This window comes from Mycobacterium sp. 852002-51961_SCH5331710 (genome assembly GCF_001665535.1).
In the GTDB taxonomy this organism is placed as follows: Bacteria; Actinomycetota; Actinomycetes; order Mycobacteriales; family Mycobacteriaceae; genus Mycobacterium.
In genome coordinates this window covers 1-20,641 of sequence record NZ_LZSQ01000085.1, presented here as the reverse complement: position 1 = coordinate 20,641, position 20,641 = coordinate 1, and the positions used below count along the sequence as shown (strand labels likewise).

Genomic DNA, 20,641 nt, shown 5'->3' with positions numbered 1-20,641 from the left:
CTATGAAGTTATTGCCGTACCAGTCAGTTACCGGCGTCGGTCGTCTCCACCGATGCCTGCGTGGCGATCGGAGTCGACGGCTGCGGCGTCGCGCCGAGCACGCGCTGGATGTCCGGCTTCATCTGCTGGAGCTGCTGACCCCAGTAGGGCCAGTCGTGCGTACCACCGGCGGGGAAGTTGAACACACCGTTCTTACCGCCCGCGGCGAGGTACTCCTCCTGGAACGTCTCGTTCGTGCGCAGCGTGAAGCTCTCCAGGAACTTCGCGTTGAAGTTGTCACCGGCGACCTGACCGTTGATCTCGGCCGGCTTGCCGTTACCGCAGAACACCCAGATGCGGGTGCCGTTGGCGACCAGCTTGTCGATGTTGACCATCGGGTCGTTGCGCTTCCACGCGGGATCGCTCGACGGGCCCCACATGTCCTCGGACTCGTAGCCGCCGGCGTCACCCATCGACAGACCGACCAGCATCGGCCACCAGCCCTCGGAGAGGTTCAGGAAGCCCGACAGCGAAGCGGCGTACTGGAACTGCTGCGGGTAGTAGATGGCCAGCGTGAGCGCGGCCGAGCCGGCCATGGACAGCCCGACTGCGGCGTTGCGGTTCGGGTTCACACCCTTGTTCGCCGCCAGGTACGCGGGCAGTTCCTGCGTCAGGAACGTCTCCCACTTGTAGGTCGAGCAACCGGCCTTGCCGCAGGCGGGCTTGTACCAGTCGCTGTAGAAGCTGGACTGGCCACCCACCGGCATGATCACGGCGAGGCCCGAGTCCAGGTACCACTCGAACGCCGCGGTGTTGATGTCCCAGCCGTTGAAGTCGTCCTGCGCACGAAGCCCGTCGAGCAGGTAGACGCCCGGCGCGTTCGGACCGCCGTTCTGGAACTGCACCTTGATGTCACGGCCCATCCCTGCGGACGGAACCATGAGGTACTCGACCGGCAGACCCGGACGAGAGAAAGCCCCCGCGGTGGCCGAGCCTCCGATGGCGCTCACCAAGCCCGGCAGCACGGCGGCCGCAAGCGCGGCTCCCGCAAGCCGGCGGACCCAGGCACCCCGGATCTTGCCAACGAACTTCATGCTTCATCTATCCCATCTGTTGTATGCCGCACGCGGAACCGCCTCACAGGCAAGCCGCGTAACCCGTGCAGTCAACCACACGTCGGCGTGATCTTCCCATTCGAGAGATGTCGACCCTGGTCACGCGCCTCCGCCTTGGAGTGTTGCGACCAGGTCTGGTTTCAGGGTTTGCAGTTGCGCACCCCAGTTCGGCCACGCGTGATCTCCCTGTGCCGGGAATTCGAACGTGGCGTTGTTTCCTCCGGCCGTCTCATAGGCCTTCTGGAAGTCTTTATTGCTCCTCGGGGCCAACGCGTCCAGGCTGTCGGCGGTCGGATCGGAGTCCACTTCGAGCGGTGTCAATTCGCCTGGCGCACAGTAAATCCACAGGCGGGTGCCATTGGCGGCCAGCCGGCCGACCTGATGGATCGGGTCGTTACGCTTCCATGCGCCGTCCCACGGCGCGCCCCACATGCTGTCGACGCTGTAGCCGCCGGCGTCGAGCATCGCGACCCGGATCGCCTGTTGCACGGGCGGCGCCGACGGGTTGAGGTATCCCGACAGCGACGCCGCGTAGGCGAACTGATCCGGGTGGTGCGCGGCGAGGATCAGCGCGGAACCGCCGGACATGGACACGCCGACGACCGCGTTACCGGTGGTGGAGACGTGTTTGTTGGCGGCCAGCCAGGCGGGAAGCTCGTCGGTCAAAAAGGTTTCCCATTTATAGGTATAAGCCTGGTTATTGAGACTCGACGGCGAATACCAGTCCGTGTAGAAGCCGGCCTCGCCGCCCACCGGCATCACGGTGGCCACCCCGGAGTCGAAAAACCACTCGAAAGCGGCGGTTTCGATGTCCCACCCGTTGTAGTCGTCGCGTGCCCGCATGCCGTCGAGCAGATAGACGGCCTTCGACCCACCCGATTCGCTTCGGCCGGGCTGGAATTGGACGCGGACGATGCGGCCCATCGCCGGCGAGTAGACGTCGAGGTACTCGACCGGAAGTCCCTCGCGGGAGAAGGCGCTCGCTTTCGGCACCGCGGCGATCACACCCGGCAGGGTCGCGGCCGCAACCGCCGCCGCCAGCACGCGGCGAAGCCAAGTTCGCACAGGGTGGTCCATCCGTTCGTCTCGGGCGCCGCGAAAGAGCGATCCGCGTCTATCTATCGGCCGAGAGTGGGCGCGGCGTTACGGACCCGTCGCGGGCATCCCCGTGTACGGCTCGGTCACGCGTGCCGGCACCGGCAACCCGCAGCGCGCGAGTTCGTAGAGGGGTACACGGTCGATCCGGTACTGCGTGAACTGGTAGGCGTGCAGGAGATTCGACAGAAAACGCCGCGGACCCATCGGGCCCCGCACCGAGGTCAGCATCGCGTCGGTCGCCGGACACTCCAGCGCCGCCTCCGCTTGTCGGACCCAGTCCTCGTCGATGTAACCCGGGAGGAACGGCGGCTCCTTGAGGAAGGGGCCCTCGGCGATCGCCCAGTCGGGAAACAGGTTCTTGTCGTGGCCGATACGGCCGTCCTCCAGCCGAGCGGTATGTGCCGCAAGTGGATTGGCGAGCCCGATCTGGTCGATGACCCGAACGTCGAGCCCCACGTTCATACCCAACATGCCGAGGTTGGTGAAGAACACCGTATGCGGGCCCTTGTAGTCCTTCGGTGCGTCGGGTGGCGGCGGCAGTGCGGGCACCACATCCCACTGGTCATAGTTTCCCGACGGCAGCAGCAACGCACCGTCGGGCGTGTTGTCCAACGCCTCGAGCACGGCGCGCATGCGCGGGTAGTCCAGATAGTCGGCGGCGGTGAGCGGATGTGCGTGTCCCGTCGCCTGGGAGTAGAACCGTCGCTCGTCGACGATTCCGGAGTATGTGACGCGGGTGGCGTCGCGACCCATGCCCGGCGAATTGGCCGCCCACAGCGCCCATCCCGCCACGGCCAGCCACAGCAGGCTGGTGGCGCCGACGAACAGATAGCCTGCGCCACGGGCCATTCGGGTTTCATCCGGCAACACGACGGGGATCACGGCGATCGGCGTCAGCATCAAAAACACCGGAGTCAGAAGCACCCTGCCGTGCATGAAGTCACCGCCTTGGCGGATCCAGTAGATCGCCTGCAGCAGTCCGCTCACGAGGAAGAAGATCACCACCGCCGCGGGACTCTGTAGCAACCGCGCCAACCAGCCGTGGCCGGAGCCGACCACGCCGCGGTTAGGCCGGGGACGCCCGCGGATGACCCACACCACCCCGGCGAGCCCGGCGAGCAGTATCGCCGGCGCCCACAACAGGTAGGGCTGGTTGAAGTTCGCCAGGTAAACGAAGCCCTGGGACCACTTCGCACCGGTCGCGTCCTTCGCCAGCGCGGTACCGGGAACCACCAGCCCGTAGTAGCCCATCCGGAAGATCTGGTACGCCACGGGAAGCAGACCGCCCGCGACGACGATCACCAGTCGCCGGCGCCAGTCGCGCGCCGCGATCAGCATCATCACGAGCGCCAGCCCGCCGATCAACGCCAGTTCGGGGCGGACCAGAACGCTCAGGCCCGCAACGAAAGCCAGTGCCACATCGAAGGTTCCGCTGACCGGACTTGTCGCCGCGGGCGGGGCCTGGGCGGCGAGGGGTTGCCTGCGGATCGTCGGTGCGCCACCGCGCACACCGGGCGCGACGGGGGCGCGGCGACTTCGCGGTTCCTGCGACCAACACACCATCATCCACCACAGCAGGCCGAGATACGCCAGCACCAAACCGTTTTCGAGCCCGGAGGTGGCGAAGTCGCGAGCAGGCGGGAGCGCGATGTACACCAGCGCCCCTGCGGGCAGCATCAACGCGCGCCGGCCCCGCAGGCTCGGCGCGTACAACCGGCCGGTGCCCAGCATCATGAAGACCACGCCGAGCAGGCTGAGTACCAGCGCCAGAACCAGCACCACGTACTCCAGCCGCACGGAGCCGCCCACGAGCGCACCGAGATAGACGAGGTAGGTCCACACCGTCGAGGTGTTGGCTTCCACCCGCTCACCGGCGTTGAACACCGGCCCGTTGCCGGCCAGCAGGTTTCGGACCGTCCGCAGGACGATCAGGCCGTCGTCGGCGATCCAGCGTCGTTGCCAGGCGCCCCAACCGAACAGCACCGCGACCACCACGACGCTGACCCACAGGCTGATCCGGACGGTGTTGTCGTACCGGAACGCGGGCCAGCGGGAGAAGCTGCGCCCGATCTCGTCGAACACCCGGCCCGCGGCGGCCGGGCGCACCTTCTCAGCTGAGGAAGACGGCGGCACCGATGGTCCCGATCCACGCCAGCAGCAACAGCTGCAGTACCCGGTCCTTGAGGGCGATCTCCTCGGGCTCCCCCGCCAATCCGCCGTCGACGTCGACCGCGTATCGGAGGATAGCGATGGTGATCGGAATGATGGTGACCGCATACCACGAGGCCGTCGCGCCGTCGCGTTCGAAGGCCCACAGGCCGTAGCAGAGCACCATCGCGGTCGCCGACAGCGTCCACACGAAGCGCAGGTACGACGCGGTGTAACTCTCGAGCGACTTGCGGATCTTGGCTCCGGTGCGCTCGGCGAGTTGTAGTTCGGCGTAACGCTTTCCGGCCACCATGAACAGCGAGCCGAACGTCATCACCAGCAAAAACCATTGCGACAGCGGGATACCCGCGGCCGCGCCGCCGGCGATGGCGCGGATCAGGTACGCCGACGAGACGATGCAGATGTCGAGCACCGCCTGGTGCTTGAGGCCGAAGCAATACGCCAGTTGCATGGCGATGTACACCGCGATGACCACGGTCAGGTTCACCGAGGCCAGCAGCGAAATGCCAAGCGCGGCAGCGGCCAACACCACAGATGTGGAGTAGGCCAGCCATTCGGGGACGACTCCGGCGGCGATGGGCCGGAACCGCTTCGTCGGGTGCTGGCGGTCGGCCTCGACATCGCGGGCGTCGTTGACCAGATAGATCGACGAGGCGGCCAGCGAGAAGGTCACGAACGCGATCAGGATATTGACCGCGACGCCGGCGTAGTCGTATTCGATGTCCCCGCCGAGGGAGGCGATCGGCGCGGCGAGCACGAGCAGGTTCTTCACCCACTGCCGCGGTCGGATCGCCTTGATCAGGCCGGTCGCGGCGTTGCGCGGCGGGCCCGTCTGTTGTGCCGTTTGTTCACCCATTGGCCGTACGCTCTCTGCGCTGCTGTCACTGGAGATGCTCATGAGTTCCCTTCGGCGCGGTCGGCCACCGTTTCGACGACCTTCGCGACGACCGCCCCGACCGCGACCCCGGTGAGGACGTCGCTCGGGTAATGCACGCCAAGCACCATCCGCGACAACGCCATCGGCGGCACGAGCAGTGCCGGTAGCGGCAGGCCGGTGGTCCTGGCCATCAGCACGGACGCCGCCGTGGTCGATGTCGCGTGGGCGGACGGGAAACTCAGGCGGCTCGGGGTTCCGACATTGACCGCGATCGCGGGATGGTGTGGCCGTTCGCGGCGCACCACCCTTTTGATCACCACCGCGGCCGCGTGTGCGATGAACGCGCCGGCTCCCGCCGTCAGCCAGGCACGCCGGCGCTCGGGCGCAAAAAGCGCTCCGGCCAACGCGATCGCGAGCCAACCCAGGCTGTGCTCGCCGAAATGCGACAACGCCCGCGCGGTCGGGAGGACCCCCGGTCGGTCACCGAGCGCGGACTGCACCGCGACCAACGCGGCCTCCTCGCCGCGTGGGCTCTCATCCATTGGCAGAAGACTCCAGTAGGACCGTCTCCCACTTCTGCTTGCTCGTCATGATCGGCAGCGCCTCGCGGTAGACCTTGCGCATCTTGTTGAACCTGCGCGCCAGGATCGCCTGACGCTTCAGCGATTCCCGCAGAAGATGGAACATCTTCTCGCGGTCGCGCTGGCGGTACACGACACCGCGGCCATCCGCCGTCGTCACGGTGACGCCGTCCACCCGGCACAGCGAGAACCACCGGGCGTCCTGCGTGGCGACATTGATCTGCGGACGGCGATGGTGCTCGGGATCGTGCGGCCGCAGTTGGTGAACCACGCCGCGCGACAGCCGCGTCGAGATCGCCAGCGCATTGGTGGGAATCTTGACCTTCCTGCGCCAGCGCTTGTCCGACGGCGTCGGCAACTCGGCCGCGCTCGGCAGCACCACCGCATCGGGGTACTGCTGGCGCATCTTGCGCACCTCCGGCAGCGCGGACTCGAGGATCGAGAAGATGTGCTCGGGCCCGGCCAGGAAGTCGTCCATCGCCTTGTTCTGGATGGCGACGGTCGAATACTCCAGGCACAGCAGGTGTTTGAGCGTCGCCTTCAGGTGGCTCGCGATCAGCCCGCGGACGTTGCCGTCCCAGTGCAGCGCGGCCACGACCAAGCGGTTGCGCAGGTGGAAGTACGCCTGCCAGTCGATCGCGTCGTCCTTGTCGCTCCAAGCCATGTGCCAGATCGCACAACCGGGAAGCGTGACGGTCGGGTAGCCGTGCTCACCGGCACGCAGGCCGTAGTCGGCGTCGTCCCACTTGATGAACAGCGGCAGCGGCTGGCCGAGTTCCTCGGCGACCTGACGCGGGATCATGCACATCCACCAGCCGTTGTAGTCGACGTCGATGCGGCGGTGCAGCAGCTTGCTGCGCGGCGAATCCTCGTCGGCCAGGCTGTCTCTGGCGAAGTTGTGGTCGTACTCGGTGTTGACCGCATTGGTCCACATGAAGTTCTCGGCGTCGACCATCTCGCCCATGACATGCAGATGGGAGGGCTCCTGCAGGTTGAGCATCTGGCCGCCGACCAGGGTCGGCGTCTTCGCGAACCGGTTCATCGCCAACGCCCGCAGGATCGAGTCGGGCTCGATGCGGATGTCGTCGTCCATGAACAGGATCTGCTCGCAGTCGGTGTTCTTCAGCGCCTCGTACATGACCCGGCTGTAACCGCCCGAGCCACCGAGATTGGGCTGGTTGTGGATCGTCAACCGATTACCGAGCGCGGCCGCCGCCTCGTCGAAGCCCGAATGGTCCTTGGCCTTGCTGGTGCCCTGATCGGACACGATGACCGCACCGATCACCTTGTCCACCAACGGGTCCGACGTCAGCGCCGCCAGCGCGTTGACACAGTCGGCGGGTCGGTTGAAGGTCGGGATGCCCACGGCGACATTGGCCCGGCCCGGTGCGGGCTCCGGCGCGTACCAGCCGGCGTGGTGCAACGTCGACGCCGAATCGGTCGCGATGTCGAACCAGATCCAGCCGCCGTCCTCGAACGGGCCCAGGTCGATCTCGAACTCGACGTGGGCGGGTTCGCCCTCGCGCTCGCTGACGACCGGAGCGCCTCCGACGGTGATCCGGGCGCCGGTGGCCTTGGACCGGTAGACGTCGACGCGCGCACTGCCGGTCAGCTCGACCCGCAGCACCACCGACTGCAGGATCGACCAGCGTCGCCAGTAGCTGGCCGGGAACGCGTTGAAGTAGGTCGCGAACGACACCTGGGATTCGGTGCCGATCTCGAGTTCGGTTCGGCTCGGTGCGTGCGCGCGCTTGGCGTTGGTCTCCGCTTCCTCGATGTAGAGCTTGCGGACGTCATGGGGTTCGCCGGGACGCGGAAGGATCACGCGCGCCAGCAGGCTGATCGCCTTCGATTCCGCGGAGTCGAGTGCGCCGGACGGGATCTCGCTCATGCGCTACTGCTTTCTGGGCCCGGTTCGGTCAGTGGCACGCCGTCGCGCAGGTGCGGAGCGAGCGTGTTGTCGTACATGCTCAGCGCGCTGGCGATGGCCATGTGCATGTCCAAGTACTGGTAGGTCCCCAGCCTGCCACCGAACAACACCTTCGCAGAAGCGGTTTCGGCCTTTGCCCGGGCCCGGTAAGCGGCCAGCAACGCGCGGTCGGCTTCGGTGTTGATCGGGTAGTAGGGCTCGTCGTCGTTGTCGGCGAACCGGGAGAACTCGCGCATGATGACCGTCTTGTCGGTCGGGTACGCGCGTTCGGGGTGGAAGTGCCGGAACTCGTGGATCCGGGTGTAGGGCACGTCGATGTCGTTGTAGTTCATCACCGGGGTGCCCTGGAAGTCCCCGGTCTCGAGGACCTCCAACTCGAAGTCGAGGGTCCGCCACCCCAGCCGGCCCTCGGCGTAGTCGAAGTACCGGTCGAGCGGTCCGGTGTAGACCACCGGCGCGTCCGGGTTCGCGGCGCGCAGCACGTCACGCACGTCGAACCAGTCCGTGTCCAACCGGACCTCGATGCGGTCGTCGGCCGCCATGTTCTCCAACCACTTGGTGTAGCCGTCGACCGGCAACCCCTCATAGGTGTCGTTGAAGTAGCGGTTGTTGAAGGTGTAGCGGACCGGCAGCCGGGTGATGTTGGACGCAGGCAGTTCCTTCGGGTCGGTCTGCCACTGCTTGGCGGTGTAGCCCTTGAAGAACGCCTCGTAGAGAGGGCGACCGATCAGACTGATCGCCTTCTCCTCGAAGTTCTGCGCCTTCTCGGTGTCGATCTCGGCCGCCTGCTCGGCGATCAGCGCGCGCGCTTCGTCGGGCGTGAAGTAGCGGCCGAAGAACTGGCAGACCAGGCCGAGGCCCATGGGCAGCGGGTACGCCTGCCCGTCGTACAGGCCGAAGACGCGGTGCTGGTAACCGGTGAACTCGGTGAACTGCCGGACGTAGTCCCACACCCGCTTGTTGGAGGTGTGGAACAGGTGCGCGCCGTATTTGTGCACCTCGATCCCGGTTTGCGGCTCGGGCTCGGAGTAGGCGTTACCGCCGATGTGCGGGCGTCGCTCGACGACGAGAACCCGCTTGTCCAGTTGTGTTGCCACGCGCTCGGCAATCGTCAGGCCGAAGAATCCGGAGCCGACGACAATAAGGTCAAAACGAGCTGTCATCGGCAGCAAGGGTATCCGACCGTGACCGCACCGCCCGAATCCGACAGCAGCCGAATATTGCGATCGGCTCACGATTACATATCGTCACTTTCGTCTCACTAGTCACATCAGTACCGTCGATCACGTCGGCTTCGACCGCCGGCAGCGCAGGACCTGGGCTGTTCACCTGAATCGCCTAGCCGAACCACGAAGCGACGAACTAGTAGTCGTACCCCATGTATTGAGGAGACTTCCGTGCCGAACCGACGTCGACGCAGGCTGTCGACAGCCACGAGCGCAGTCCTGGCCCTGGCAGTCGCGAGTCCCGCCGCAGTAGTCGCCGTGACCGAGCTGACGGAGGCTACCGAGCCGGCCGCTCAGCACCGCGAGTTCGTCCAGGCGGCCACGATCACGGATCTGCCGAACGAGCTGATGTCCGCTCTGAGCCAGGGCCTGTCGCAGTTCGGGATCAACATGCCCCCGATGCCGACCGGCATCCTGGGGGGAACGGGTTCGAGCTCGCCCACCACGCTGACCTCTCCGGGTCTGACCACACCGGGCCTCACCACGCCCGAGCTGACGTCGCCCGGTCTGACCGCGCCGGGCCTCAGCACCCCCGGGCTGACCTCTCCGAGCCTGAGCGTGCCGAGCGCCACGGTTCCGGGGGCCACCGCGACCGCTCCCTCGCTGACCGATCCGGCGCTGTCGAACCCCGCGTTGACCAACCCGGCACTGTCGACTCCGTCGCTGACCAGCCCGACCGGTGACGCCGGGCTGACCACGCCGGGCCTGTCGACCCCGCCGGCGCTGACCGACCCGGCCCTCGGCGCGTCGCCGATCTCGTCGACGTCCGGCCTTCCCGCGCCCGGTGAGGTGCCGATCGCGGCGCCGATCGGGCTGGACCCGGCCGCCGGGACCTACCCGATCCTCGGCGACCCCTCGCTGGCGACGATGCCCGCAGCGACCGGCACGACCGGCAACGGCGGCATAATCGGCGAGCTGTCCTCCATGGCCGATCAGCTCGGCGCCGGCCAGGCGATCGACCTGCTCAAGGGCATGGTGATGCCGGCGATCATGTCGGCGGCCAAGCCGCCTGCCGCGCCTCCGGTCCCGGCCCCCGTGCCGGCGCCCGCCCCCGGCGCCTGAAACCTGTCACCAAACGGCACCGCAGAAGCCTGAAGGCTCTGCGGTGCCGGTGCAGGTCTGCCGTCGATTAGTCCGGCTTCGGACCGTGTCGCACCACTAGCACCACCCGGCACATACGTAACATCAGTCCGTGCCGACTCGCCGTCCCGCAGCGTCGCTGCTGTTCACCGCGCTTGCGGCGACTGTCGTGGCGCTGCCGATGGCGCTGTTCGGACTGCCCGGTGACCGCGGCGACGAGGCGTCGATCGAGGCGCCCCAACTGGCGCAGCGTCCGCTGACCGGTCTCGGCGGCGGCGAGACCATCCGCGAGATCCACCAGGACACCCCGTTCTCGATGGTGGCGCTGACGGCGCAGGACTTCACCGGCACGACGGCACGGGTGCGGGCCAAGAAGGCCGACGGCAGCTGGGGGCCGTGGTACGACGCCGAACCCCTCGAGGGCGTCGGACCCGACACCCCGTCGGCCGGGCCGGCCGGAACCGAGCCGGTGTTCGTCGGCCGCACCACCACGGTGCAGATCGCGGTCACCCGGCCAGCCGATGCCCCAAAGACCCCCGAGACCGCGCCAAAACCCGTCGAGGGACTGGGATACGTCCCGGCCAACACGGAGCAACCGTTCGGCCAGAACCTCAACGCCGTGCTCATCAGCCCGCCGCAGGCACCGCCCGTCGACACGCTGCCCCGCCCGTCGGCGGTGAACGCGCCCGGCGTGCCCCCGAACATCATCAACCGGGCGCAGTGGGGCGCCGACGAGTCGATGCGATGCGGAAATCCCCAGTTCGACTTGGGAATTCGAGCGGGTATCGTGCACCACACCGCCGGCAGCAACGAATACGCGCCGGAGGATTCGGCGGGAATCGTCCGCTCGATCTACGAGTACCACACCCGCACCCTGGGCTGGTGCGACATCGCGTACAACGCATTGGTCGACAAGTTCGGGCAGGTCTTCGAGGGTCGCGCGGGCGGCATCACCCGACCCGTCGAGGGCGCGCACACCGGCGGATTCAACCGCGACACATGGGGTGTGGCGATGATGGGGAACTTCGAGGTGGTGCCGCCGACGCCGGTTCAACTGCGCACGACAGCACGCCTGCTGGGCTGGCGCCTCGGCCTCGACCACGTCGACCCGCGCGGCACCGTCGTGCTGGCCTCCGCCGGCGGGTCGTTCTCGAAGTTCCCGACGGGTGCGACACCCCTGCTGCCCGCGATCTTCACCCACCGCGACGTCGGCGCCACGGAGTGCCCCGGTAATGCGGCGTACCTGTTGATGGACCACATCCGCGACATCGCTGCCCGCTTCAACCAGCCGCCGGGACCCGACGACCTGTCCGAATCACTGCGCGGGGGCGCCATTTTCGCGAAGTGGGAGACCATGGGCGCAATGAACAGCCCGCTGGGCAGGCCGACGTCGCTGGAGGCCTCCGGTGAGGGCGGCGCCCGCTACGTCACGTTCGAGCGCGGCGCGATCTACTGGTCGCCGGAGAGCGGCGCCGAACCGGTCACCGGGGAGATCTACAAGGCCTGGGGAGCACTGGGTTTCGAACGCGGAGCGCTCGGCCTGCCCACCAGTGGGGAGATCCAGGAGCCGCTGTGGATCGTGCAGAACTTCCAGCACGGCACGCTCAACTTCGATCGTGAGAAGGGCACGGTGACAAGGGTTTTCGACGGCATCCCGGTCGAACTGCCCAGGCCCGCCATTGACGCCCCGCCCGTCCAACTCGAGCGGTTCACACCGCCGATCAGCCCCTGAGAGCTACATCCACCATCGCTCGAGCACGCGTGCGACACCGTCGTCGTTGTTGGTCGAGGTGACCTCGTCGGCCGCCTCCAGCGCCTCCGGATGGGCGTGGCCCATCGCGACGCCCAGCCCCGCCCATTCGAGCATCGGCACGTCATTGGGCATATCGCCGAACGTGACGACCTCCTCGGCGGAGATGCCCAGCGGCCGGGCCACGTCGGCCACACCGGTGGCCTTGCTGATGCCCGACGGCATCACCTCGACAAGGCCGTTGTTGGTCGAATAGGTGATATCCCCAATGCCCGCAACATGTTCGGCGAGCGCGGCGGCCATGTCGGCGCTGCGCGCACCGGCCTTGCGGACGAGCAGTTTGATCGCGGGCGCGCTGAGCAGGTCCGCGAGCGACACCTCGGTGTTGTCGGGGTTGAGCCACGCGTGTTCGTAGCCGGGTGAGCTGACGAACTGCGGGGTCGCGGCGTCGTGGGCGCTGCGGCCCACCCGCTCGACGGCCAGGCCCGCGCCAGGGATGACCCGCGTGGCGATGTCGGCGAGCTCACCGAGCAGATCGGCGCTCAGCGTGTGCGCGGAGACGATGCGGTCGGTCGCCGGGTCGTAGAGCACGGCACCGTTGGCGCACACCGCCATCGGGGCGAACCCCAACGCGTCGACGACCGGCTGCACCCATCGCGGCGGACGCCCCGTGGCGAGCACGAACTTCGTCCCCGCCTCCACCGCGGCGGTCACCACGGCCTTCGTGCGCGGCGAGACCTTCTCGTCGTCGTCGAGCAGCGTGCCGTCCACATCGGAGGCGATCAGCAGAGGCAAGGTCATCGCTTCGCCTCGCGCAGCGCACGCTTGCGGGCGCGCTCGGCCAGTTCCGCCTCATCGAGCGCCTTCGCCTCGTCCAGCGTCGGCGCCGAGCCGCCCAGGCGGCGCGGCACCCAGTACGCCCCTTGCGGGTGCGGGTAGTCGCGCTGCGCCTCGTGCAGCTGTTCGGTCATCGCCGAACGCAGGTCATGCAATGTCTGCTCCATCGTCTCGCCGGCCCGTATGGGGTTACCCACCTGCACCGTGATCGGAATCTTGGTGCGGCCGAGGTGGCGGGGATGGTCCTTGGTCCAGACCCGCTGCGAGCCCCAGACGATGAGCGGGACGATCGGCACGTCGGCGTCGCGGGCCATGCGCGCGGCTCCGGTCTTGAAATCCTTGAGCTCGAAGCTGCGGCTGATGGTGGCCTCCGGATACACGCCGACGAGCTCGCCGGCGCGCAGGCGTTCCACCGCGACCGCGTACGCCCCGGCGCCCGCGTGGCGATCCACCGGGATCGTGCCCGTGTGGCGGATCAGGAAGTTGATGACCTTCACTTCCTGCATCTCCTGTTTGATCATGAAACGCAGGCGCCGCTTGCGGTAGTGCACCGCCAGAGCGGCGGGCAACCAGTCGACGTAGCTCGTGTGGTTGATTGCGATCACCGCGCCGCCGCTGGCGGGGATGTTCTCCAGTCCGCGGTAGGTGATCTTGAGTCCGTCGATCCGGACCGCCGCCTTGACCAGAACCTCGAGCGAATAGAAGACGGGCTCCATGAGCGCTACCCCGGTGCCCCGCTGGGATCGGGACGTTGGGCGCGCCGCGCGGCCTTCTCGGCCGCCTCCTCGGCGTCCATGCGGTTGGCCTCGGCGAGCGTCGGCGCGCCCCCGCCCAGCCGGTGCGGCACCCAGAACTCGCCGGCGGGGTGCGGGCCGTACTCGTCCTGCACCCGCTCCAGCAGGTGCTGCATCCGCGAGTGCAGCAGCGCCGTCAGGTCCGCCGCGGGCAGCGTCGGCTCGATCGGCTCGCCGACCGCGACCGAGATCGGCACCTTAGGTCGCCACATCTTCTTCGGGTGGCCCTTGGTCCAGATCCGCTGCGCCCCCCACACGACGTGCGGAACGATCGGCACACCCGCAGCGATCGCCATGCGGGCGGCTCCGGACTTGAACTCCTTGATCTCGAAGCTGCGGCTGATGGTGGCCTCGGGATAGACGCCGACCAGTTCGCCTTCCTTGAGCTTGAGACAGGCCTGGGAGAACGAGTCGGCGCCGCTGTCGCGGTCCACCTCGATGTGCCGCAGACTGCGCATGATGGGACCGGAGATCTTGTTGTCGAAGACCTCCTTCTTCGCCATGAAGCGGACCTTGCGCCCCAGGCCCTGCCGGTAGGCGGGCAGCCCGGCGAAGGTGAAGTCGAAATAACTCGTGTGGTTGATGGCGACGACAGCGCCGCCTGTGGTGGGCAGGTTCTCCACACCGGTGACGGTGAACTTGAGCCCCTGCACGCGCCAGATCAGCCGCGCGAGCTGAATGACGGTGCCGTATACGGGTTCCACATCAGGCAGCCTAGTCGCGCGGCCGCGTCCGCCGAACCGGTGCCGACAACCCGCGCCGTGGGGCGCAGGCGCGCGCCGTAGGGGTGTGTCGCGCGTGGCACGAGGAGGGTCGGTCGGCGGGATAGACTCGCCGCGGGAACCACATTCGCAGGAAGGGTATTCGTGCAGGTCACCAGCATCGGCCACGCGGGATTCCGCATCGACACCGCGGCCGGGAGCATCCTGTGTGATCCCTGGGTCAACCCGGCGTATTTCGCGTCGTGGTTCCCGTTCCCCGACAACAGCGGGCTGGACTGGGATGCGCTCGGCGACTGCGACTACCTGTACGTCTCGCATCTGCACCGCGATCACTTCGACCCGAAACTGCTGCGCGAGCACGTCAACAAGGACGCGATGGTGCTGCTGCCGGACTACCCGGTGCCCGATCTACGCCGCGAGCTCGAGAAGCTGGGGTTCCACCGGTTCTTCGAGACCACTGACTCGGTGCGCCACACGGTGTCGGGCCCCGAGGGCGACCTCGGTGTGATGATCATCGCGCTGCGCGCCCCCGCGGACGGCCCGATCGGCGACTCGGGCCTCGTCGTCGACGACGGTGAAACGGTCGCGTTCAACATGAACGACGCACGCCCCGTCGACCTCGACGTGGTGCACGCCGACTTCGGCCACGTCGACGTCCACATGCTGCAGTACTCCGGCGCCATCTGGTATCCGATGGTCTACGACATGCCCGCGCGCGCCAAGGAGGCGTTCGGCGTGCAGAAGCGTCAGCGCCAGATGGACCGGTGCCGGCAGTACATCGCCCAGGTGGGCGCCACGTGGGTCATCCCGTCCGCGGGTCCGCCCTGCTTCCTCGACCCCGAGCTGCGCGACCTCAACGACGACCACGGGGATCCGGCCAACATCTTCCCCGACCAGGTGGTGTTCCTGGACCAGATGCGCACGCACGGCCACGACGGCGGGCTGCTGATGATCCCCGGATCGACCGCGACTTTCACCGGCTCACAATTGGATTCGCTGACGCACCCGCGGCCCGACGACGAGGTGGAATCGATCTTCACCAGCGGCAAGGCCGACTACATCGCCGACTATGCCGAGCGGATGGCGCCGGTGCTGGCCGCGGAGAAGTCGAGCTGGGCCGATGCGGCGGGCGAGTCGCTGCTGGAGCCGTTGCGCACCGCCTTCGAACCGATCATGATCCAGAGCGACCAGATCTGCGACGGCATCGGCTACCCGGTCGAGCTGCGGCTCGGCGCCGAGACGGTGGTACTCGACTTTCCGAAACGGGTTGTGCGTGAGCCGATTCCCGAGGAGAAGTTCCGCTACGGCTTCGCGATCCCGCCCGAGCTGGTGCGCACCGTTCTCCGTGACAACGAACCGGATTGGGTCAACACCATCTTCCTGTCCACCCGGTTCCGGGCGTGGCGGGTCGGCGGGTACAACGAATACCTCTACACCTTCTTCAAGTGCCTGACCGACGAGCGGATCGCCTACGCCGACGGCTGGTTCGCCGAGGCCCACGACGACACCGCCTCGATCACGTTGGACGGCTGGGAGATTCAGCGGCGCTGCCCGCATCTGAAGGCCGACCTGTCGAAGTTCGGCGTGGTCGAGGGCTCGACACTGACCTGCAATCTGCACGGGTGGCAGTGGAACCTGCAGAACGGCCGCTGCCTGACCACCAAGGGGCACGAACTCCGGAGTGAACGGAAGTGAGTGCCCCGCAACAGCTTTACGACGACGGCATGATCCAGGTGGACCGGGAGGCGGTCACGCTGCGCCGCTACCACTTCCCGTCGGGCACATCGAAGATCATTCCGCTGCGCGCAATCCGCGGATACACGGCCTCACCGTTGAACTGGATGCACCGCTACCGCTTCTGGGGCAGTTCGGATCTGCAGCGCTGGCTGCCACTGGATGTGCGACGCCCGCTGAAAGCCACCCTCGTCACCCTCGATGTGGACGGCAACCGCTGGCGCCCGGCGTTCACCCCCGAGCACCCCGACCAGTTCATCGAGGTGCTCGACGAACTGCTCAAGGACTAACGACCGCTTCGCCGCAGCCGCCGCGCGGCCAGCAGCCCCACTCCTGCCGTCGCCACCCACGGACCGGCCACAAGCACTGGGTCCAACCACATGTGATTGGCATCGGCCCGTTTGCTTTTCGCGCGAGCGGCCAGGCCGTTGTGGGTGAACTCGGTCTTGACGCCGGTCTCGGTGATCGGGTTGTCGGGGCGCAGGCTGACCAGCGACTGAAGATGGTGCTCGACGGCGTCGACGCGGTCGGCCAGAATCAGCAGCAGCCAGTGCGCGGCGCGGCCCTCGCTGTACTTGCGGTAGGAGTAGCGCCGGATCGCGCCCGAGAGTCCGCGCGGCGGCGTCGACGTGCCGAAAACCGGTGTCAGGAACTGATGTTCGATGGAGCGCTCGCGGGGCCACTTCTCGGGCTGGCGCTCGGGGAAGTCCCAGCGGGCGCCGGTGTCCATCGCCTTGAGCTTCGGCACCGACGGCCGGTCCGCCGGGTCGAGGTCGGCGCCCCAACCCGGGATGCGCGCCCGCAGATCGTCGGAGGTCGGAACGGGTGGATGGTCGGCGGTGTAGGTCATGATGATCCCCTTCAGGCGGCGGCGGTGGGCACGATGACCGGCTTGATGCAGTCGTCGAGCTTGGCGGAGAAGATGTGGTATCCCTCGGCGATGTGCTCGAGCGGGATACGATGTGTCACAATGTCATTGGGCTTGAGATAGCCGTTCTGGATGTGCGAGAACAACCGGGGCCACTGCCGCTTGACCGGGCACTGGTTCATCCGCAGCGTCAACCCCTTGTTCAGCGCGTCGCCGAACTTGACCGCGGAGAAGATCGGTCCATAGGCGCCCATCACCGAGATCGTGCCGCCCTTGCGGACGCCGTCGATCGCCCAGTTCAGCGCAACCGGCGAACCGCCCTGCAGCTTGAGCTTGGCAGCGGTCACGTGCTGCAGCAGGTTGCCGTCGGCCTCGGCGCCCACCGCGTCGATCGCGACGTCGGCGCCGAGATAGCCGGTGGTCTTCTTCATTTCGACGACGATGTCATCGCATTCGGCGAAGTTGATGGTCTCCGCGTGCGCGAAGGTGCGGGCCTTCTCCAGCCGGTACTCGAGGTGGTCGACGACGATGACCCGGCCCGCCCCCATCAGCCACGCGGACTTAGCGGCGTACAGGCCGACCGGTCCGGCCCCGAACACGGCTACGACGTCGCCCTCGACGATGTCGCCGAGTTGCGCGCCGAAGTAGCCGGTGGCCAGCGCGTCGGTGCACATCAGCGCGTCCTCGTCCGTCATCCACTCCGGGATGATTGCCGGGCCCACGTCCGCGAACGGCACCCGAACGAACTCCGCCTGCCCGCCGTCGTAGCCGCCGCAGGTGTGCGAGTAGCCGTAGATCCCGCCGACGGCCGTCGCGTTCGGGTTGACGTTGTGGCAATTGGAGTACAGTCCGCGGGCGCAGAAGTAGCAGGAACCGCAGAAGATGTTGAACGGCACCATGACTCGGTCGCCGACCTTGAGGTTCTGCACCGACGAGCCGACCTGCTCGACGACACCGATGAACTCGTGGCCGAAGGTCATTCCGACCCGGGTGTCGGGCATCATGCCGTGGTAGAGGTGCAGGTCCGAACCGCAGATGGCCGCGAGTGTCACCCGCACGATCGCGTCGTTCGGATGCTCGATCGGCGGAACGTCTTTTTCTTCCACCCGTACCTTGTACGGGCCGCGGTAAACCATCGCCTTCACGGCGTGCCTCCTAGAGTCGGGATGCGATCGCTTTACCCCTGTGAAGGCACGCGAAACACCCGGCTCCGGCGCGGCGACTACTTGGCGGACGTCAGCAGATCCGTGCCGACGTAGGGGACCAATGCGGCAGGCACCCGCACGCTGCCGTCGGGCTGCTGGTGGTTCTCCAGAATCGCCACCAGCCACCGCGTCGTGGCGAAGGTTCCGTTGAGCGTCGCGGCGGTCTGCGGGCGGCCGTTCTCGTCGCGGTACCGCACGGCGAGGCGGCGCGCCTGGAACGTCGTGCAGTTCGACGTCGAGGTGAGCTCGCGGTAGGTCTGCTGCGTGGGAACCCAAGCCTCGCAATCGAATTTGCGTGCCGCAGACGATCCGAGGTCGCCCGCGGCGATGTCGATGACGCGGTAGGGCACCTCGATCGCGGCCAGCATCTGACGCTGCCAGCCCAGCAGGCGCTCGTGTTCGGCCTCGGCGTCCTCGGGTTTGCAGTAGATGAAGCCCTCGACCTTGTCGAACTGGTGCACGCGGATGATGCCGCGGGTGTCCTTGCCGTGGCTGCCCGCTTCGCGCCGGAAGCAGGACGACCAGCCCGCATAGCGCAACGGTCCGTCGGACAGGTCGAGGATCTCGTCGGCGTGGTAGCCGGCGAGCGGGACCTCCGAGGTGCCGACCAGATAGAGGTCGTCGGCCTCGATCCGGTAGACCTCTTCGCTGTGCGCGCCGAGGAAACCGGTGCCCGCCATGACGTCGGGGCGCACCAGCACCGGCGGAATCATCAGCGTGAAGCCGTTCGCGGTGGCCAGCTTCACCGCCAGTTGGAGCAGGCCCAGCTGCAGCAGGGCGCCGGCACCGGTGAGGAAGTAGAAGCGCGCGCCGGAGACCTTGGCACCGCGTTCGAGGTCGATGAGCCCCAGCGACTCACCGATCTCGACGTGATCCTTCGGGTTGTCGAGGCGTGGCGGCTCGCCGACGGTGTCGAGCACGACGAAGTCGTCCTCGCCGCCCGCGGGCACCCCGTCGATGATGACGTTCGACAACGCCATGTGGGCCGCGGTGAACGCCCGCGCGGCGTCGGCTTGTTCGGCCTCGGCGGCCTTGACCTTCTCGGCGAGCTGCTTGGCCTGCTCGAGCAGTGCGGGCCGCTCGTCCGGCGACGCCTTGCCCACTTTCTTGCTCGCGGCCTTCTGCTCGGCCCGCAGATTGTCGGCCGCCGACACCGCCGCCCGGCGGGCGGCGTCGGACTCGAGCAACGCGTCGACGAGGCGGGGGTCTTCTCCGCGGGCGCGTTGCGAGGCACGGACCGCATCCGGGTTTTCGCGCAGCAGCTTGAGGTCGATCACGGGCGCAACCCTACTGGTCCACCCCCCTGGCCAGCACAACCGCATAACTTTACAACTGCATCACTTGTCACAGCACCTGACACGCCTGTCACAATGGAGCAGATGTTGGACGCACCCGATCGCCCAATCGGCGAGGACGAACACGCCGATCTGCAGCGAGGCGACACCCCGGCGTCGGAGCGGGTGGCGTGGTGGACCAGTCTGCACGCCACGCCGACGCGCCGGGCGCTCGTGTTGACCGCGCTGGGCGGGTTGCTGATCGCCGGACTCATCACCGCCCTGCCGCAGACCGAGGGCGCCAGCGGGCTGACCGCGAGCACCATCTCTCTCGGCCCGCGGGGCAACGCGACGTTCGAACACGCCAAGGCGGGTGACTGCCTCAACTGGCCCGACCGCACGCCCGACGCCGCCGAGATCGTCGACTGCGGCAAGGAGCACCGGTTCGAGGTCGCCGAGTCGGTCGACATGCGGACCTTCCCCGGCAGCGAGTACGGGCCGGAGGCCGCGCCGCCGTCGAGCACCCGCATCCAGCAGATCAGCCAGGAGCAGTGCTCCACGGCCGTGAAGAACTACCTGGGCCCGCGCTTCGACCCGAACAGCCGCTTCACGGTGAGCATGCTGTGGTCGGGCGACAAGGCTTGGCGCCAGTCCGGTGAGCGCCGGATGTTGTGCGGGCTGCAGTTGCCGGGCCCGAACAATCAGCAGCTGGCCTTTGCGGGCAAGGTCGCCGAGGTCGACCAGTCCAAGGTGTGGCCGGCGGGCACCTGCCTCGGCATCGACCCGACGACGAACCAGCCCACCGACATCCCGGTCGACTGTGCGGCGCCGCACGCGATGGAGGTCACCGGTGCGGTGAACCTCGCCGAGAAGTTCCCCGGCGGCCTGCCCCCCGAGACCGAGCAGGACGGCTTCATCAAAGACGCGTGCACCCGCATGACGGACGCCTACCTGGCGCCCATCGAGCTGCGCAGCACCACGCTGACGCTGATCTACAGCACGATCTCGCTGCCGAGCTGGTCGGCGGGCAGCCGCCAGGTGTCGTGCAGCATCGGCGCGACGCTGGGCAACGGCGGCTGGTCGACGCTGCTCAACAGCGCCAAGGGCCCCCTGCTGATCAACGGGCAGCCGCCGGTGCCGCCGCCGGACATCCCCGAGGAGCGGCTGAACTTCCCGCCGATCCCGATCACCGACGACGATTCGCCGAGCTCGTCGCAGGTAACCAGCGGGCAGACCTCCAGCAGCAGCGGCAGCAGCAGTAGTAGTAGCGGAAGCAGCTCCAGCGACGACAGCGACGAGCAGTCGACCCACGGCCAGCAGGGCGCGGACGTCCACCAGGGCGGCGCACCGGCCGCCCCCGAGCCCGCCCCCGGCAACACGTTCCTGGTCTCTTATACACATC

The 20,641-nt window shown here is 67.6% G+C and carries 18 protein-coding genes; 5 read left to right on the top strand and 13 right to left on the bottom strand.

Translation table 11 applies throughout. The annotated features are described in order from the left end of the window. Positions 1 to 23: 23 nt before the first annotated feature. The 7 genes from A5752_RS14240 to glf all read right to left on the bottom strand — a co-directional run bounded on the left by A5752_RS14240 (position 24) and on the right by glf (position 8,921). Positions 24 to 1,073 (bottom strand): esterase family protein, encoded by a 1,050-nt coding sequence (locus A5752_RS14240; protein WP_067086498.1) that lies wholly within the window; start codon positions 1,071 to 1,073, stop codon positions 24 to 26. A gap of 120 nt (positions 1,074 to 1,193) precedes the next feature. After that, positions 1,194 to 2,171 carry an alpha/beta hydrolase gene (locus A5752_RS14235; RefSeq protein WP_082963890.1) on the bottom strand — a complete coding sequence of 326 codons (978 nt, stop codon included), beginning with the start codon at positions 2,169 to 2,171 and terminating at the stop codon, positions 1,194 to 1,196. Positions 2,172 to 2,237: 66 nt separating this feature from the next. After that, positions 2,238 to 4,325 (bottom strand): terminal beta-(1->2)-arabinofuranosyltransferase, encoded by a 2,088-nt coding sequence (gene aftB, locus A5752_RS14230; protein ID WP_067086492.1) that lies wholly within the window; start codon positions 4,323 to 4,325, stop codon positions 2,238 to 2,240. Next, positions 4,303 to 5,217: a decaprenyl-phosphate phosphoribosyltransferase gene (locus tag A5752_RS14225; protein WP_067086490.1), complete on the bottom strand. Its 915-nt coding sequence runs from the start codon at positions 5,215 to 5,217 to the stop codon at positions 4,303 to 4,305. Before A5752_RS14225 ends, aftB begins: the two co-directional genes overlap by 23 nt. A gap of 38 nt (positions 5,218 to 5,255) precedes the next feature. After that, positions 5,256 to 5,780, bottom strand: coding sequence for a phosphatase PAP2 family protein (locus A5752_RS14220; protein WP_067086487.1), 525 nt, complete (start codon positions 5,778 to 5,780; stop codon positions 5,256 to 5,258). Continuing rightward, a complete protein-coding gene (locus A5752_RS14215; RefSeq protein ID WP_067086484.1) occupies positions 5,773 to 7,710 on the bottom strand; it encodes a glycosyltransferase in 1,938 nt (645 codons plus the stop codon). Before A5752_RS14215 ends, A5752_RS14220 begins: the two co-directional genes overlap by 8 nt. Continuing rightward, on the bottom strand, positions 7,707 to 8,921 hold the full coding sequence (gene glf, locus A5752_RS14210) for a UDP-galactopyranose mutase (protein ID WP_197500618.1): 1,215 nt from the start codon (positions 8,919 to 8,921) through the stop codon (positions 7,707 to 7,709). The genes A5752_RS14215 and glf overlap by 4 nt, the downstream gene beginning before the upstream one ends. Before the next feature lie 225 nt (positions 8,922 to 9,146). Between glf and A5752_RS14205 the strand changes: the two genes are divergently transcribed. Continuing rightward, on the top strand, positions 9,147 to 10,037 hold the full coding sequence (locus A5752_RS14205) for a hypothetical protein (RefSeq protein ID WP_067086478.1): 891 nt from the start codon (positions 9,147 to 9,149) through the stop codon (positions 10,035 to 10,037). Between the two features lie 130 nt (positions 10,038 to 10,167). Then, complete coding sequence (locus tag A5752_RS14200) at positions 10,168 to 11,787, top strand: N-acetylmuramoyl-L-alanine amidase (RefSeq protein ID WP_067086475.1); 1,620 nt, start codon at positions 10,168 to 10,170, stop codon at positions 11,785 to 11,787. A gap of 3 nt (positions 11,788 to 11,790) precedes the next feature. Here A5752_RS14200 and A5752_RS14195 read toward each other — a convergent pair whose 3' ends face one another. The 3 genes from A5752_RS14195 to A5752_RS14185 are packed head-to-tail and all read right to left on the bottom strand — an operon-like array spanning position 11,791 to position 14,140. Then, the gene (locus tag A5752_RS14195; RefSeq protein ID WP_067086472.1) at positions 11,791 to 12,606 is read right to left on the bottom strand and encodes a Cof-type HAD-IIB family hydrolase; all 816 of its coding nucleotides are present in this window, start codon (positions 12,604 to 12,606) and stop codon (positions 11,791 to 11,793) included. After that, complete coding sequence (locus tag A5752_RS14190) at positions 12,603 to 13,358, bottom strand: lysophospholipid acyltransferase family protein (RefSeq protein ID WP_067086468.1); 756 nt, start codon at positions 13,356 to 13,358, stop codon at positions 12,603 to 12,605. The genes A5752_RS14195 and A5752_RS14190 overlap by 4 nt, the downstream gene beginning before the upstream one ends. A gap of 5 nt (positions 13,359 to 13,363) precedes the next feature. After that, complete coding sequence (locus A5752_RS14185; protein WP_067086466.1) at positions 13,364 to 14,140, bottom strand: lysophospholipid acyltransferase family protein; 777 nt, start codon at positions 14,138 to 14,140, stop codon at positions 13,364 to 13,366. 162 nt (positions 14,141 to 14,302) lie between these two features. On the opposite strand from A5752_RS14185, the gene A5752_RS14180 reads away from it, so the two are divergent. Together A5752_RS14180 and A5752_RS14175 are read left to right on the top strand one after the other, a co-directional pair. Continuing rightward, a complete protein-coding gene (locus tag A5752_RS14180; protein WP_067086463.1) occupies positions 14,303 to 15,853 on the top strand; it encodes an MBL fold metallo-hydrolase in 1,551 nt (516 codons plus the stop codon). Continuing rightward, the gene (locus A5752_RS14175) at positions 15,850 to 16,182 is read left to right on the top strand and encodes a hypothetical protein (RefSeq protein WP_067086460.1); all 333 of its coding nucleotides are present in this window, start codon (positions 15,850 to 15,852) and stop codon (positions 16,180 to 16,182) included. The genes A5752_RS14180 and A5752_RS14175 overlap by 4 nt, the downstream gene beginning before the upstream one ends. Here A5752_RS14175 and A5752_RS14170 read toward each other — a convergent pair. The 3 genes from A5752_RS14170 to serS all read right to left on the bottom strand — a co-directional run bounded on the left by A5752_RS14170 (position 16,179) and on the right by serS (position 19,242). After that, a complete protein-coding gene (locus A5752_RS14170; protein ID WP_067086458.1) occupies positions 16,179 to 16,742 on the bottom strand; it encodes a hypothetical protein in 564 nt (187 codons plus the stop codon). The two genes, A5752_RS14175 and A5752_RS14170, sit on opposite strands and share 4 nt — an antisense overlap. Before the next feature lie 11 nt (positions 16,743 to 16,753). Beyond that, positions 16,754 to 17,905, bottom strand: a complete 1,152-nt coding sequence (locus A5752_RS14165) for a zinc-dependent alcohol dehydrogenase (RefSeq protein WP_067086455.1) — start codon at positions 17,903 to 17,905, stop codon at positions 16,754 to 16,756. A 77-nt stretch (positions 17,906 to 17,982) separates the two neighbouring features. After that, on the bottom strand, positions 17,983 to 19,242 hold the full coding sequence (serS, locus tag A5752_RS14160; RefSeq protein WP_067086453.1) for a serine--tRNA ligase: 1,260 nt from the start codon (positions 19,240 to 19,242) through the stop codon (positions 17,983 to 17,985). 93 nt (positions 19,243 to 19,335) lie between these two features. Here serS and A5752_RS14155 point away from each other — a divergent pair. Further along, a partial coding sequence (locus A5752_RS14155; RefSeq protein WP_156613861.1) for a septum formation family protein occupies positions 19,336 to 20,641 on the top strand: 1,306 nt, incomplete at its 3' end.